We start from the raw sequence: 15,511 nt of genomic DNA, 5'->3' as shown, positions 1-15,511 counted from the left end.
CTTCCTCGTCCTTCCTCGTTCTTCCCCGGCTTCCGCTAATCGGCCCCGCCCTTGCCGAGCAGCTTGAGCAGCCGGATGGCTTCCTGCTGTTCTTCGGCGGTCAGGACGCCCATCATGTCGTGTATTTTATCCGCGTGCCTCGGGAAAATATCGTCGAACATCCCCGTGCCCTGCTCGGTCAGCTCCGCGAATACGACCCTGCGATCCTCCCGGCTCAGCACGCGGCGTATGAGTCCCTTGTCCTCGAGCTTATCGATGTTGTAAGTCATCGTACCGCTCGTCAGCAGCATCTTGCCCGCGATCTGCTGGATCGGCGTCCGCCCCTTCGCGTACAATACCTCCAGGATGCCGAATTCCGAAGGGCTGAGGCCATGATTGCGCATGTCGCGCATCGCCTGGTCCATCAGACTTCTGTACGCCTTAGACAATACGACGAACAGCTTCAACGATACGTCCTGCTCCGGCGCGCGATGATCCGCCATGTCGATCACTCCGATTCGGTTTATCTCAGGTTCGTTTATCTTAAATTAAAGATATCATGGACGCGGATGGTTGTCAACCGGTCCGGACTGCCCGCGGAATGCGGAATAAATTGATTCAGACAAGCATATCTGGTAGTATATAAAAGAATAAATACCGCCGAAAATCAAATATCCCCCTTCCGTTCGGAAGGAGGTCCGCGAGGATCGCGACAAGCGCCAACTTATCGCAGTTCCCGGAGATTTGAGCATTCGGCTCGCGAGAGCGAGGTGAATATCATGGCAAAGGACGTTCGTTGCGAGGTCAACTCCTGCCGCTTCTGGGCCGAAGAGAACAAATGCAGCGCCGAGAGCATCTTCGTCACCATGCACAGCCGCAAGGAGCCTGCCAAGTCCGAGGAGACGGACTGCGGCACGTTTCAAGTGAAGTAACCGATAATAGCTTGGAGACGAGAAGGAACTTCGCCGGTTCCTTCTTTTCTTTTTGAATTATAGCAGGGCTGATAATGATTATCAAGCTTAATTAGCGAAAAATGCTTGTCTTCGCCATTTCATGCGCAGCAGCCGGAATAGCGGATCTTTTTTCCGTTATTGCCATGTATGCTGGCATGTCGGGCCGGATTGCGGATCTTTTTACCGCTATTCCCCTGCGAGATGAGCGCTATGGCCAGATAGCGGATCTTTTTTCCGCTATTCCCCTGCGAGATGAGCGCTATGGCCAGATAGCGGATCTTTTTTCCGCTATTGCCCCGCGAGATGGGTGCTGCGCCCGGATAGCGGATCTTTTTTCCGCTATTCCCTCGCGAGATAGGCGCTATGCCCGGATAGCGGATTTTTTTCCGCTACAGCATCTCCAGGATCAGCCCCGCCGTCTCCTCGATCGCGCGCTCGGTCACATCGATGACCGGACATTGCAGCCGGTCCATGATGCCGCCGGCGAATTCGATCTCCTGGCGGATCCGGTCCGGCGACGCATAGTGCGCCTGGCTCGGCAGGCCCAGCGCCTTGAGCCGCTCGGAGCGGATGCGCGTGAGCCGGTCGGGATCCATCGTCAGGCCGATCACCAGCCGATTCCTCGCCTTCATGAACAGCTCCTCCGGCGGCTTCACCTCGATCGTGAGCGGGTAGTTGGCCGTGCGGATGCCCTTGTGCGCCAGATAGATGCTGAGCGGCGTCTTGGAGGTCCGGGATACGCCGACGAGCACGACCTGCGCCTTCAGCAAGCCCCGCGGGTCCTTCCCGTCATCGTACTTGACGGCGAACTCGATGGCTTCGATCTTGCGAAAATAAGATTCGTCCATCTCGTGCCCGAGCCCCGGCTGATACTTGGGCGCGTCGTTGAACGTATCGATGAACGCCTGCATCATCGGCCCCATAACGTCGACGGCCCGAATGCCCAGCTTCACCGCTTCTTCCCGCATCGTATCGCGCAGCTCCGGCTGCACCAGCGTATAAGCGATGAGCGCCCGTCCGCCCGCCGCTTCCTTCAGTATGGCTTTTACCTCATCCTCTGTCTTGATATGGCCGAAGCGCCGTATGACCGCCTTGTCGGTCGCAAACTGGCGCAGCGTCGCCCTCGCGACGGCCTCGGCCGTATCCCCGAGTGCGTCCGAGCATACGAATATCGTGTGCTCCGCGTGTTCAGGCATCCCGTCTCCCCCATCCTTGCCTTCTATGTAATCGCGGTCAATTCGACCAGGGTCTGCGTCATCGTCGTCTTGGACACCCGGCCCAATACTTCAAGCCGCGTCCGCGGGCCTTCGCGGCCGCCGTCGACCGCACGCACGACCGGCAAGCCGCCGATCTGATGATCGAGCAGCTTCTTGGCGGCGTCCCACAACGTATCCTCGGGCGTCACCGTGACGATTCGCGGGATCCGGGTCATCACCATGCTCACCGGAATGGAGGCCGCGGTCGGATTACCCAGCGTGACCTTGAGCAGGTCCTTGATCGTGACGAGACCCGCCAGATAGCCGTCGCCGTCGATCACCGACAGGATGCCCGTGTTCTCCACGAACAGCGAGATGACCGCGTCGTTCACGTTCGCGGTCTCCTGGATGACGACGGGCCGGCTCATCACGTCCTTCACCTTGAGCGCGGCGAGCCTGTCCCTTGCCCGGCCGTCCGGCGACAGCTGGCGTCCGGGAAAATAACCGACCTTCGGCTTGGCGTCGATGAGCCCGAGCATAACCAGCACGGACAAGTCCGACCGGATGGTCGGACGGCTCACGCCGAGCGATTCGGCGATCTGATCCCCCGTGATCGGGGCATGGCTGCGCACGCGCTCGATAATGGCAAGCTGCCTTGGCGTCAGTTCGATTGGTGCTCCCTCCCGGCTGTCTTACTTTTGCGAGAGCTTCTCCTGCGGGACCTTCTCCCAGTCCTTGAGGAATCGCTCGATTCCGGCGTCTGTCAACGGGTGCTTCCAGAGCGTCGGCAGGAGCGAGCCCGGGATCGTCGCGATATGCGAGCCGGCGAGCGCCGCCGCCTCCACGTGCGCGATCGACCGGATGCTGGCCGCGATGATCTCGGTCTCGAAGCCATAACGATCGATGATCTCCCGCAGCTCTCGCACCAGCTTCATCCCGTCGGTACCGATGTCGTCCAGCCGGCCGACGAAAGGGCTGATATACGTCGCGCCCGCCTTGGCCGCCATCAGCCCCTGGGCAGCGCTGAAGATCAGCGTCACGTTGGTCCGGATGCCCGCTTGCTTCAGTTGGTAGCAAGCCTCGAGTCCGCTCTCCGTCAGTGGCAGCTTGATGACCACGTTAGGCGCCCATCGGGCGATCTCGTACGCTTCCTCGAGCATGCCAGCCGCATCCAGGCTCACGACCTCCGCGCTGACCGGGCCGCTCACGATGCCCGCGATCTCCTGGATGACCTCCTTGAATACGCGGCCTTCCTTCGCGATGAGCGTCGGGTTGGTCGTAATGCCGTCCACGATGCCGAGCTTCACGATGCGCTTGATCTCTTCGATATTGCCCGTGTCCAGGAAAAACTTCATCTCGACTTCCCTCCAAGTCCCTTATGTGGAATGAAGCTATAAATAGTGTACAGGATTGGCGAATAGGCCGCAATAATCAAGCGCCGAAGGCCTGTTCCTCCATGCCGCGCCTGGCCAGCTCGTGCAGTAGGGGCTTGCTCGGCAGATGATGCAGCGAACGGATATGCCGGATCGTCCGCGTCTTGGCCCGCATGACGATCGAGTGCGTCTCCGCGCGGTCTCCCGGCAGATAACGCACGCCGCCCAAGAATTCGCCCGGCGTAACGCCCGTCGCCGCGAAGATCACGTCCCCGGTGCCGACCATGTCGTCCATCGTCAGCACCTTCTCGGGATCGGACAGCCCCATGGCGAGACAGCGCTCGTATTCGCCCCGGTCGGCCGGCATAAGTCGGCCCTGAATCTCGCCGCCGAGGCAGCGAAGCGCGGCCGCCGCCAGCACGCCCTCGGGCGCGCCGCCCGACCCGACGTACAGGTCGATGCCCGCCTCAGGAAACGAGGGCGCGAGCGCGCCCGCGACGTCTCCGTCCGAGAGAAACTTGATCCGCACGCCGACTTCGCGCAGCGTCCGCACGATCGCCGCGTGCCGGTCGCGGTCGAGCAGCATGACCGTCAGCTCGCGCGCCGGCTTGCCCAGATGCTCGGCCGCCGTATGCAGCGTCTTCTCCAGCGGATCCGACAGGCTGACCAGGCCGGCCAGCTGCGGGCCGACCGCCAGCTTCTCCATGTACATGTCCGGCGCATGCAGCAGGCTGCCCTTGCCGGCCACGGCGATGACGGACATCGCATTGTTCAGGCCGCGCGCCACGATCTCGGTGCCTTCGAGCGGATCGACCGCGACGTCCACCTCCGGGCCCTGCGCGCTCCCGACCGCTTCGCCGATATACAGCATCGGCGCCTCGTCCATCTCCCCCTCGCCGATGACTACGGTCCCCCTCACGGATACCGAGTCGAACATCGCGCGCATCGCCGAAGTCGCCGCGCCGTCCGCGTGATGCTTGTCCCCCCTGCCCATCCACGGCGCCGAAGCCAATGCGGCCAGCTCCGTCACCCTTACGATCTCAAGCGCCAGCTCTCTCTCCATGCGTCGGCCTCCCATTTATTTAGCATGCATTTTTTATATATAATACACCCCTATAATTATATAGTGCAACATAAATAAAGAAAAAGGCGTAATCATAAAAAAGCGGGACAAAGCAGCATGAGCCGCTTCGTCCCGCTCGGGGGTTATTTTAGTACTTTCATTTTGAGACGTAGGTCAAGTTCCCATGCCGTAATCGGGCGACCCGTATACCTCGACCTCCGCGTAATGCTGCGACGGATTGCTCTGATTGCCGTTCGCCCACAAGCGGACGTATCTGGCCGTCGTTACCGGGAAATTAACCGTTTTGCCGGTCGCGTTGTCCGGATACAGCGCGTCCGTACCCACACCTTGTCCGGCGGTATTGTTATCATCGTTGTTGAAAACCGTCGTCGTTGCGCCTGCCGGGAACGTCGGATCGTTAGACAGCTGAATAATGACGTCGTAATAGATCCGGTCGAACGGGATAAAGTGCCAGACCGACACCTGATCGATTCTGTACTTCTGACCCAGGTCGAGCTGGATCCACTGCGGGCTGGCAGGTCCGCTCAAAGGACCATCCTGATTGGCGAAGGGACCGCTCTTGTCGCCGTCCACGATCCGGAACTTGTTCCCGACCGTGCTGCTCTGGGAGATTCGCGATTCGCTTAATTTATAAGCCACGTTTTTCCGCCCTTGCAACGGCGAGGTCGGCGTGACCGCCGGAACGCCCCATGCCTGGACTTCCGTATAGTCATGCGAGCCGTTCAGGCTGTTTCCGTTCGTCCACAGCCGTATATACCGTGCGTTTGTTTTCGCGAACGTGATGTTTTTGCCTGCGGCGGTCTCCGCATACTCGGCATCCGTGCCCGTTCCCTGGCCGGCCGAGTTGTTGCCGTCGTTGTTGAAGACGGTCGTCTTGGTGGCAAACGTCGAGCTGTTGGACAACTGGACGATGACGTCGCGGTAGGTCCGAATATCGGAAGCGTTATAGTAGTGCAGCACGTTGATTTTGTCCAGCTCATAGCTTTGACCCAGATCGATCTGGACCCATCGAGCGCCGGTATCGCTCATGCTGGCATAAGCAGAAGTCGATCCGTCCGTCAATCGTGCAGCGTTAGCGAGCGTGCCGCTCGCCGTGATCGCAGTCTTGCTCAGCGCCTGGTTTTTGTAGACGCCAGGATCGTAAGCCGCCGTCTCGAATAGACCTGTATCGTCCGCGTAGGCAAAGCCGGTCGCGCCGGCCGCTCTCCAGATGCGTACGCGGGCCGAGGTATTGGTCGCCCCCGTCGTAAACTCGACTTCCTTGCGCACGTACTGGTTCGCCGTTGTCTGAGAGACATCGATCGCGGAGCCGCCATAGTTAAGCACGCCGACGTTAATCGCCTGGCCGCCCGTATCGGTATACACCCAAGCCACAAACTTATACGTTGTATTCGGCTGCAGCCCGGTAACCAGCTGCTCGACGCCGCCTGCGGCTCCCAGCTTCAGACGCGTCCCTACGCCGCGCTTGCGGAAATCCGAATTGGCAAAGCTGTTCACGTTGCCTTCCGTTGCCGTAGCCGTCGACGGCGAGGTTGTCCATGGCGTCCAGCCTTCCAGATTTTTTTCGAATGCGCTGTTGTACACCCGGTTCATGTAAGGCGTCACAGCCGGCGAATAAGAAGACGAAGCGGGCACGGAAGTTCCGGCCGTCCAATCCGTTCCGCCGAATTCATAAGCCCCCGCATCCGGTGCAGGACCGACATAGCCGTCCGTGATGCCAGGAATGACCGACCCCATATTAATAGCCGTCGATCCGCTGGACGGACGGAAGTTCCCGCCTGCCGCGTTTACGAAGTTCAAACCGTCGCTCGTGATCGTATTGAAGCCTCTGACCACGTCTTCCGTCAGGGATACCGCATCCGTGAGGATATTGTTGAACAAGCGGGTGCCGTACAGCTCATCTTTGTAGGCACTATCCGACGGTCCCCAATAACCGATGCTGCCGAACGGATTGTTCACGACCGTATTGTTATAGAGCAGCTTGTAATTCCCTGGCGTGTTCACCTGAATGCCCACGTCGTTGTTGTAGATGACATTATGGTGCGCGACGACGTTCTCGGTAAAGTTGTCGAAGTAGAGCCCGACCCGCGTTTCGTTCGTCGTGACGCCATGTACGCTGTCGTGGATCAGATTGTGATGGATATGGCTGTTGCCGAGGTCGGTGCCCCAAGCGTAGATCAAGGCGCCGTCCCGGGAGAGCCACATGCCGTTCGAGATATCGTTGTAGGAAATTTCGGCGATGCCTCTATTCCAGTAGATGATGTACCGGCCCGAATTTTCCATCTTGTTGCGGCTGATGAGGTTGCCGGTACCGCTGGACAGCTTGAGCAGCGGATCGTAGGAAGCCATGTAGCTGCCATCGTGAATATAGTTGTTGACGACCCTGTTGTTGTTGCCGTCGATATTGACCAGCGTGCCGGACGAATACGCGATCGTGCTGTTCTTGATCTCGTTGTTGTCGCCGACGATGGAGATCCCGCCGTTCAGCTGATCGGCGTTCGTCGTATTCTGCGAATAGTTCGAGAAGTACACATAATCGGCCTTCACGCCGTCCAGCACATTGTTGTTCGAGCCGTTCATCGTAATGTTGGCGGCGAACGTCTGGATGCCTGCGAGCTGAATATAGTTTTTGCCGTTCAGGTTAAAGGCGGTTTCCCGCTTTTTAACTTCTACATTGGTCGGAGCGCCTCCGCCGGGCGCCCACAAATAAACCTTCTGGGCGGCCGCGTCCACGAACCATTCGCCAGGGGCGTCAAGAGCGCCAAGTAAGCCGCTGAGGAAATATGTGCTCCCTGCCTTCGGATACAATTCAGCGTAATCTCCCGTAATCGACGAATAATTAAGGACGCCGGAAGTGGCGTTATAACTGGTTATTTGGCTGGTCATCCCTTGGTAAGCGTTGCCGCCGCGCACCCAAATCTTGGCGCCTGTCCAGTTGACGCCGGTCGAGGTCAGCGCGGCGTCGGTAATCGTGTTCAGCCCGCCGCTGTCGGCCACGGCTACGCCAGCGCTCAATCCGGACAGGTTGTAGGCGCTGATATTCGGCCAACGCGCCTCCCATAACGGAGTCACGGTCGAGCCGCTTTTGACGAACAGTTGATTCTCCTTGCCCAGATCCCAAGTGAGATTCGCGGAGTAAATATTCCCCGAATGCACGCTCCAGCCGCTGACCGGCTCGGTGCCGCTCACGATGACCGTCGCGCCCGCGGCCGCCTCGAACCGGATCGGCGAGCCCGAAGCGCCCGTGTTCGTCGGCGTGACCGTCTCCCGATACGTGCCGGACTCGATGACGCAAGTGTCGCCGCCCGTCATGACCGCCGCGCATTGGCTGATCGTTTTGAACGGCGTGGTCGTGCCGTTGCCCGTAAGGCTTCCTGTCGCAGCCGACACATGATACGTCGTGGCAGCGCTTGCACTCGGCGGGGGCAAGAGCCCTACCGCTAGGCCCAAGACACTTGCCAGGCTGATCGTGCGAACCCATTTTGATCGAAACGACATCATACTGCCTCCTCGAAATTTGAAATTGGTTTACACCCAGAACATATCAGGAAAACAAAGAAAGGAAAGTGCAAGATCTGCACTTTCCTCTACGAAACCCGTGATTCGAATTGCGATATTTGTATCTCGCGATTGGACAATCGGCCTGCACATAGCAGTCAAGCCGGTATACATACATATGAGGGATCAAGGCAACGAAAAGGAGCTGACCGCCGATGGACGACGAAGCGCGGAATAGGCCGACCAGACCGTTCAAAGTGCCGCAGCCGGTACGAAAGGACGGCGCCGGCGGTCCCGACTTCGGTCCGCGGGACGTGCTGAGAGACCTCGAAAACCCGAATATGCTCGTCCCGCCGGCGACGGACGCCGGATTGCTGCCCAACATGAGATTCTCTTTTTCCGACACGCATATGCAGCTAAACCAAGGCGGCTGGTCCCGCGAGATCACCGTGCGCGACCTGCCGATCGCTACGACGCTCGCCGGCGTCAACATGAGCCTTGTCCCGGGCGGCGTGCGCGAGCTGCATTGGCATCAGCAGTCCGAATGGGCGTATATGATCTGGGGCGGCGCGCGCATCACCTCGGTCGACGCGCAGGGCCGCAACTTCATCGCCGACGTGGAGAAGGGAGACCTGTGGTTTTTCCCGGCCGGTCTGCCGCATTCGATCCAGGCGCTGTCGGAGGGCTGCGAGTTTCTGCTCGTATTCGACGACGGCAGCTTCTCCGATCTCAATACGCTGTCGATCTCGGACTGGTTCGCGCATACGCCGAGCGACGTGCTCGCCGCCAATTTCGGCGTGCCTGCCGAAACGTTCGAGGGACGGCCGGACAGTCAGTTGTACATTTTTGAAGATCGCGTGCCCGGACCGCTCGCATCGGCTGCCGTCGAATCGCCTTACGGCACGATTCCCCTCTCCTTCAAGCACAAGCTGCTCGCGCAGGAGCCTCTCAGGACGCCCGGCGGGAGCGTGCGGATCGTCGATTCCTCCAATTTCCCCATCGCGAGGACGATCGCGGCCGCGCTCGTCGAGATCGAGCCCGGCGCGATGCGAGAGATGCACTGGCATCCGAACGACGACGAATGGCAATATTACCTGTCCGGTCAGGGCCGGATGACCGTTTTCGGCGGCAACGGCACCGCCAGAACGTATGACGTCCGGGGGGGAGACGTGGGATACGTGCCCTTCGCCTTCGGGCACTACGTGCAGAATACCGGCACGGAGACGCTCTGGTTCCTCGAGATGTTCCGAAGCGACCGCTTCGCCGACGTCTCGCTGAACCAGTGGATGGCGCTCACGCCGAGAGACTTGGTCCAGGCGAACCTGAACGCGACGCCGGAACTGATGGGGGCGCTGCGCAAGGTCAAATGGCCGGTCGTGAAGTATCCTTGATTCGAGGCCCGATCAGCAACCAGTCGATGTCCTCCCATCCGAGCGCATAGGCGGGGGAATCGGGGCGGAGCCGATAGCCGTCCACTTCCCCCTCCGCGAACAACGGGTCGGACACCACCGAATTCGACTCGAACCGCCCTTCGGACGTCTCCAGCCACGTCTCCCATTCGTAGTCGTAGCCCCATGCGGGATTGGCCCCCGCGGATTCGGCCGGAGCCGGCAGCTCGCCGGACACCATCCTGCGCTCCCCGTTTTTCCAGTACAAGTTGCGGTCCGCCCGCGAGAGCCGCTCCGGGCTCCAATTGACGAAGCAGTACATTCTTCCCGAATCCGATACGATATTGCGTTCGATGACGAGGTCCCGGTTCGCCTCGCCGACCATCTCCTGCGTGCCGATGGCGTTCACCGCGTCCGGATTGTCGACGAGCAGATTATTGGCGATGACGTTGCCGATCCCCTTGGCGAATATCGCCATCCACAGCTTGCCTGTGTCCGCGCTGTACAGATGATCGAGCACGTTGTGCGTGACCGTAAACCCGTCCGAGGCATCGTCCAGATAGATGCCGAAGCCAAACGAGAACCGGATGCCGCTGTGATGCAGCCGGTTGCCGTGAACCCGGTTGCCCAGTCCCACGCCCCACGACTCGATCATGCCGCCGTCCTGGCTGTCGGTCATGACGTCCGAGATGTCGTTGTACCGGATCAGATTGTCCCGCGCGAACAGGAAATCGTAGTGGTTGTCCCATGTGACGGGAATGCCCCACAGCGCCGGCGGCATCGCGCCCTGGCGGACGCCCTTCATCGAGATGCCGTACCTCGGCATATGGGCGATGCGGTTGTGGGCGATATCGCAGCCCCCGCATTGATAGAGCTGGATGCCCGCGCCATGGCCGACCAGCTCCCCGCCGTACTGGATCTCGTTGTCGGAGATCAGATGGCCCCTGTTCAGATCGGCGTCCGCCGGCCGCTTGAAGTCCCCTTCTCCCGGCGCGTAGCCGACGGCATAGATCCCGTGGTGGCCGACATGCGAGATGCGGTTGCCGGTCAGCCTGACATTCAGCGCGCAGCGGTCGAGGAAAATACCGGACGAGCCGGACTGCCGGAGCACGCACCCGTCGATCTCGACGGCGTCGGCGTCGCGGACGTAGACGAGCCCGTTGCGCTGGACGTCGGGCTCGGTATTGGCCGCCTCCTCGTCCGAGACGATGCGGTAATCGGCGTAAAAATCTGTGCATGCGAGGGCGAGCCCGCGAACGGAGATGCCCGAGACGGGGCGGTCCGCGCCGTCTCCGACGATCTCGATCAGCCGCAGCAGCGCGGGCGCGACGACGCGCTGCGTATGGGGCGTGCCCGAGGACAGCCGATAATAGAGCATGCCGGAGCGCTCGTCGAAATGATATTGGCCCGGCTCGCGCAAAAACGCGAGCGATCCCTGCAGATAATACCGGGAACCCGAGCCGATGCCCCAGGTGGCTGGGCGGGAGAATACGATCCGGCCGGTCCGCGCATCCGCCTCGCGGACGGGGATCGTCTCGGAGAACCAGTTCCACTCGCCCTCGCCCGGCCAGACGTACGCCTGCATGCCCGAGCAGTCGAGGGCCGCGGCCTCGAACGCGCGCGCATCCGCGGCGGGCAGCTCCGCGCAGACGATACCGTCCCGTTCGCCGCCGGACGCGGAAGCGCCCGTATGATAATAGCCCGCCGCCGGCAACCGTGCCTGGGCGACGCGCATGCCGTCCGCATATAGCGTATGCGGCCGCACGCCCTCGGGCACCGGCGCGCGCCAGATGCCGTCCCGCCACGGTTCCCAGCCCTCGATCGCGATGCCGCCGGTCAACGCCGGCATCCGCCCGGATTCCTCGTCCGCCCCGCGGTATTCGACGCGGCAGCGGCCGCCGCCCGTATCCGCGCTGCCGAGCCTCAGCGGCTCCCGCAGCCGGTAATCGCCCGCGCGGATCTCGACGACGATCCGCCCCTCGAAGCCGCCGGCCGCCAGCGCGCGCGCCGCAGCCTGCGCGTCCGGTATCGTGCGGAACGGACGCTCGGGCGTCCCGTCTGCGCCCGCATCGCCGCCTTCCGGGCCTTCCGCCGCGACGAAGATCCGAGCCGTCCGCTCCGCGGCCTCTATGGCTGCGCTCCTCTTTTCGTCTGCCGATCGCTCCGCATTCTGCTGATCCATATCCATCGACTCCTCTTCTGCATGCATGGGCGCCTGGCCCTCTCACCGCCTAAAGCAGCCGGCCTGCGGATGATGAAGCTCCGCAAGTCGGCTGCCGGGACGGTTCAACCAGACGCCGTTATTGAAGCGGCGCCAGGTGCGCGCCGTCGACGACCGCGAACGCGCTCGCGCCCGGCGTCTTCCAGCCGACCGCGACGTGGTCGCCGCCGCCCTCTTCCTTGTGCAGCACTTCCACGTAGTAGCGCTGCCCGGCCGTCAGCGTGATCGAGCCGGACTGCTGCGTGGCAGCGTTGCGGCCCCACTCCTCTTCATTGGTCCAGTCGACCACCTCGCCGATCTTGACCTTATTGCCTTCCGTGCTGTCCGTGCTGAGATATAGCTGGCTGTTGTTGTCGCCTGCGATCGCGAACTGGTAGGAGCCGGTCACGGTCGGCACGATATACCCGCGGATCCGGTCGCCATAGCTGTCTCCCCAGTTCGTCGGACCCTTGAAGCTGGTCAGGACGGCCGTACCCGTCGGCGTCGTCGACACGGGGATGCTCGCGACGGTCGGACCCGAGATGCCGGTCCAATACTCGCGGACGATCGTGCCCGTCGGCGTCGTGCCGCCGGAGGCATTGGTCGTCACCGAGAGCGCGCTGCTCGCCGCCGACAGATTGCCCGCCGCGTCCTTCGCCTTGACGGTGAAGCTGTAGGCCGTGCTGGCCGACAAGCCCGTCACCGTGTATGTGGTCGCGCCGGTCGTGCTGCCTGCCAGGGTGCTGCCGTTATACACGTCGTATCCCGTCACGCCCACGTTGTCCGTGGAAGCCGTCCACGACAGATTCACGCTGCTCGCCGTCTTGGACGGCGACGTCAGTCCCGTCGGCGCCGTCGGCGCCTGCGTGTCTCCCGCAGCCGCGTTTGTCGTGACGGACAACGCGCTGCTCGCCGAGGACAGATTGCCGGCAGCGTCCTTGGCCTTGACCGTGAAGCTGTACGCGGTGCTCGCCGCGAGTCCCGTCACGGTAAAAGTCGTCGCGCCGGTCGTGGAGCCCGCCAGGGTGCTGCCGTTGTAGACGTTGTAGCCCGTCACCCCGACATTGTCCGTGGACGCCGTCCACGACAGGCTGACGCTGCTCGCCGTCTTGGACGGCGAAGTCAGGCCGCCCGGTGCCGTCGGCGCCTGCGTATCCCCGCTGCCGCCGCCGCTCGCCATATTCACGTCGCAAGTCTTGTAGTAGCCTGGCGCGGGATCGACGCCGAAGCCGTTGTTGGAGCACATGACGGTGCTCGTGTAGGTGCCGTAGGCGTAGCTGCCGTTCGCGCCGTAGCGCACTTCCTTCGTGCCCGTGAAGTTGCAAGGATTGTTCTCGCCCGCGCAGTTCACCCAGTTCGCCAGCGGGTTCGTCGTGACCGTGATCGCGCCGCTCGCGGCCGAGATGTTGTTGGAGGCGTCCTTGGCCTTGACCGTGAGCGTATAAGCCGTGCTCGGGCTGAGACCCGTCAGCGTGATCGATACCGCGCCGGTCGTCGAGCCGATCTGGGTCGAACCGTTGTATACGTTGTAGTCCGTCACGCCCATGTTGTCCGAGGACGCGTTCCAGGTCAGCGTAATGCTCGTGTCGGTCTTCGCCGTGTAGGACAGGCCGGTCGGCGCCGTCGGCGCCTGCGTATCGCCGGCATCCGTGGTGACCGACAGCGTGTTGCTGGCCGCGGATACGTTGCCCGCCGCGTCCCGCGCCTTGACCGTGAACGTGTACGTCGTGCTCGGCGTAAGACCGGTCACGTTAAACGTCGTCGCGCCGGTCGTGGAGCCTATCAGAGAGCCGCCCCGGTAGACGTCGTAGCCGATGACGCCGACGTTATCCGTGGACGCGGTCCAGGACAGGTTGACCGTCACGTTGGACTTGGAGGGCGCCGTAAGGCTGGACGGGGCGCTCGGCGCCGTCGTGTCGGGCGGTCCGGCATATACGTTGATCGTCTGCTCCTTGATGTTGGCCCGGCCCGTGTTGTCCCAGACGACCAGCGACACGCGGTAGTTGCCCGCCTTCTGGTACGTATAGGTCGGGCTGACGGTCGTGACCGGCACGCCTTCGCCGAAGTCCCACAGATTCTCGGCGATGGAGCCGTTGTCGGACGACGTGTTGGTGAACGTCACGGACTGTCCGAGCTGCACGCTCGTCGGCGCCGTGAAGTTCGCGGTCGGCTTGGCGTCGCCGGCGTAGCCGCGGCTCGTCAGCTGCGTGTTGGTGCCGTTGCCGGTGACCGTGTTGTTCGCCCACTCCAGGTCCGATGCGGACGACGGATACTGGTCGATCGAAGGGCCGCCGTTGTTCGTGATGATATTGTTCACGAAGCTGAGACGGTCGGTGCCCGACGCGGTCGTGATCTCGATCGCCTTGCGGCCGTTGTTCGTGATCGTATTGCTGTCGAAAGTGATGTTCTTCGAGTTGCCGTGGATGCGGACCGCGTTGCCGTCGTAGCCGGGGTAAGCGGCTGCGGGGTTGCCGATCGGGCCGTCCTTGATCGTATTCTTATAGAAGTATTGGAACTGCTCCGTCTCGCCCGTGCCCTCGCCCTGCAGCTGCATGCCCCACATGACGATGTTTTTGATCGTGTTGTAATTCCACAGCTGGTAGCCGGTGCCCGGCGATTGCTGCATGCCGACCTGCTGGCCGCCGTCGACCAGGTTGTCGGACGTCACGGAGTGGTTGGACATGATCTCGAGGCCGATGCCCTTGACCGTGTTGTCGGTCGTATGCACCGTATTGCGGCGGATCGCATTGTATTCCGAGCGGACGACGGACAACCAGTGGTCGACTTGATTGTCCTCCACGAGCGAATGGTTGACGTTGGTATGGAGCTCGATGCCGAGTCCTTCGCTATGGAGGCCGGAGCCGACGATCGCGTTGTTCCGGATGATCGCGCCGTCGACGCCGTCGTTCACGAAGATGCCGCCGCGTCCGGTGTTCGCGATCGTGTTGCCCTCGATGAGCGGCGCGTTCGAGCCCCAGCCAACCCGCATCGCTGCGCCCCACATCGATCCGACGCCCATGTTGACGAAGTCGTTGTTCTTGATCGTTACGTTCGGGGATGCCGACATCAGGATTCCGAACGGCGAGAAGCCGCTGGTCTTGGCCAGGTTCTTGATCCGGTTGTCGTGGATGTTATGTCCGCTTCCCGGTTCTCCCCAGATTCCCGCGTCCAGCGTCGTGCTGTTGTTGGCGTCGAGCGTCAGGGCGCCGATCTCGACGTTATTGGTATTGTTAAGCGAGACCATCGCGCCGGCGCCGCTGCCGTTGTACTTGAGGATCGTCGTATCCCTGCCCTGGCCGAGCAGCTTGACGCCGGATTTGCCTTGGAGGCTGCCGGACAGATAATACGTACCCGAAGGAATATAGACCGTGTCTCCGCTCGCGGACGCGTTGATCGCGTTCTGAATCGCGGTCAGATCGTCCGCGCTGTCGCCGCCGTTCGCGCCGTAAGCGGTTACGTTAACCGTGGCGGCAAATGCCGCCGGCGCCGGAATAACCGGTGCCAGGATCGTCAGCGCGAAGAACGCTCCTGCTGCCTTTCGCTTTAACTTCACCGGTACACCGTTCCTTTTGGCCATCTTCACGAATCCCTCTTTTCAGTTTAAGATGGTATGGCTCTACTCGCTCCATCTCGCTTGCCCGCGCTGCGGACTTTATTTTCGACGGCGCCGCGCTCACCTCCCCGGTGACTCCATCGTGCCACGGCGGGAGCGGCCGATAAACTGTACAAAGTGAGAAAAGCAAGACAGCAAGGCTATGAATTACGTTAATAACTCCGTTCCGTCCATGGACCGGTTCGGCCGATTTTCTTTCAGGTAACCGGTTGCAATTTGGGACGATT

General features: G+C 61.6%; 10 protein-coding genes. 2 read left to right on the top strand and 8 right to left on the bottom strand.

What is annotated here, in order from left to right; genetic code table 11:
- Window positions 1–35: 35 nt before the first annotated feature.
- Window positions 36–482, bottom strand: a complete 447-nt coding sequence (locus PQG80_RS07195) for a MarR family winged helix-turn-helix transcriptional regulator (RefSeq protein WP_271750577.1) — start codon at window positions 480–482, stop codon at window positions 36–38.
- Window positions 483–758: 276 nt separating this feature from the next.
- On the opposite strand from PQG80_RS07195, the gene PQG80_RS07190 reads away from it, so the two are divergent.
- Window positions 759–911 carry a DUF1540 domain-containing protein gene (locus PQG80_RS07190; RefSeq protein WP_271750576.1) on the top strand — a complete coding sequence of 51 codons (153 nt, stop codon included), beginning with the start codon at window positions 759–761 and terminating at the stop codon, window positions 909–911.
- A 410-nt stretch (window positions 912–1,321) separates the two neighbouring features.
- Here PQG80_RS07190 and PQG80_RS07185 read toward each other — a convergent pair whose 3' ends face one another.
- The 5 genes from PQG80_RS07185 to PQG80_RS07165 all read right to left on the bottom strand — a co-directional run bounded on the left by PQG80_RS07185 (window position 1,322) and on the right by PQG80_RS07165 (window position 8,083).
- The gene (locus tag PQG80_RS07185; protein WP_271750575.1) at window positions 1,322–2,128 is read right to left on the bottom strand and encodes a pyruvate, water dikinase regulatory protein; all 807 of its coding nucleotides are present in this window, start codon (window positions 2,126–2,128) and stop codon (window positions 1,322–1,324) included.
- A 23-nt stretch (window positions 2,129–2,151) separates the two neighbouring features.
- Entirely contained in the window at window positions 2,152–2,799 is a 648-nt protein-coding gene (locus PQG80_RS07180; RefSeq protein ID WP_271750903.1) for a helix-turn-helix transcriptional regulator, read from the bottom strand.
- A gap of 21 nt (window positions 2,800–2,820) precedes the next feature.
- Complete coding sequence (gene fsa, locus PQG80_RS07175; protein ID WP_271750573.1) at window positions 2,821–3,483, bottom strand: fructose-6-phosphate aldolase; 663 nt, start codon at window positions 3,481–3,483, stop codon at window positions 2,821–2,823.
- A gap of 76 nt (window positions 3,484–3,559) precedes the next feature.
- Window positions 3,560–4,564 carry a class II fructose-bisphosphatase gene (glpX, locus tag PQG80_RS07170; RefSeq protein ID WP_271750572.1) on the bottom strand — a complete coding sequence of 335 codons (1,005 nt, stop codon included), beginning with the start codon at window positions 4,562–4,564 and terminating at the stop codon, window positions 3,560–3,562.
- A gap of 174 nt (window positions 4,565–4,738) precedes the next feature.
- Complete coding sequence (locus tag PQG80_RS07165) at window positions 4,739–8,083, bottom strand: discoidin domain-containing protein (protein ID WP_271750571.1); 3,345 nt, start codon at window positions 8,081–8,083, stop codon at window positions 4,739–4,741.
- A 215-nt stretch (window positions 8,084–8,298) separates the two neighbouring features.
- Here PQG80_RS07165 and PQG80_RS07160 point away from each other — a divergent pair, with 215 nt between their 5' ends.
- Entirely contained in the window at window positions 8,299–9,474 is a 1,176-nt protein-coding gene (locus PQG80_RS07160; RefSeq protein WP_271750570.1) for an oxalate decarboxylase family bicupin, read from the top strand.
- Here PQG80_RS07160 and PQG80_RS07155 read toward each other — a convergent pair.
- Window positions 9,446–11,653: a right-handed parallel beta-helix repeat-containing protein gene (locus tag PQG80_RS07155; protein ID WP_271750569.1), complete on the bottom strand. Its 2,208-nt coding sequence runs from the start codon at window positions 11,651–11,653 to the stop codon at window positions 9,446–9,448. The genes PQG80_RS07160 and PQG80_RS07155 overlap by 29 nt on opposite strands.
- A gap of 118 nt (window positions 11,654–11,771) precedes the next feature.
- Window positions 11,772–15,248, bottom strand: a complete 3,477-nt coding sequence (locus tag PQG80_RS07150) for a fibronectin type III domain-containing protein (RefSeq protein WP_271750568.1) — start codon at window positions 15,246–15,248, stop codon at window positions 11,772–11,774.
- Window positions 15,249–15,511: the final 263 nt, after the last annotated feature.

The sequence above is a fragment of the Cohnella rhizoplanae genome (genome assembly GCF_948329515.1).
Classification (GTDB): domain Bacteria; phylum Bacillota; class Bacilli; order Paenibacillales; family Paenibacillaceae; genus Cohnella; species Cohnella rhizoplanae.
Note: the sequence above shows the minus strand (reverse complement) of the source record. Positions and strands in the feature narration are given on the sequence as shown.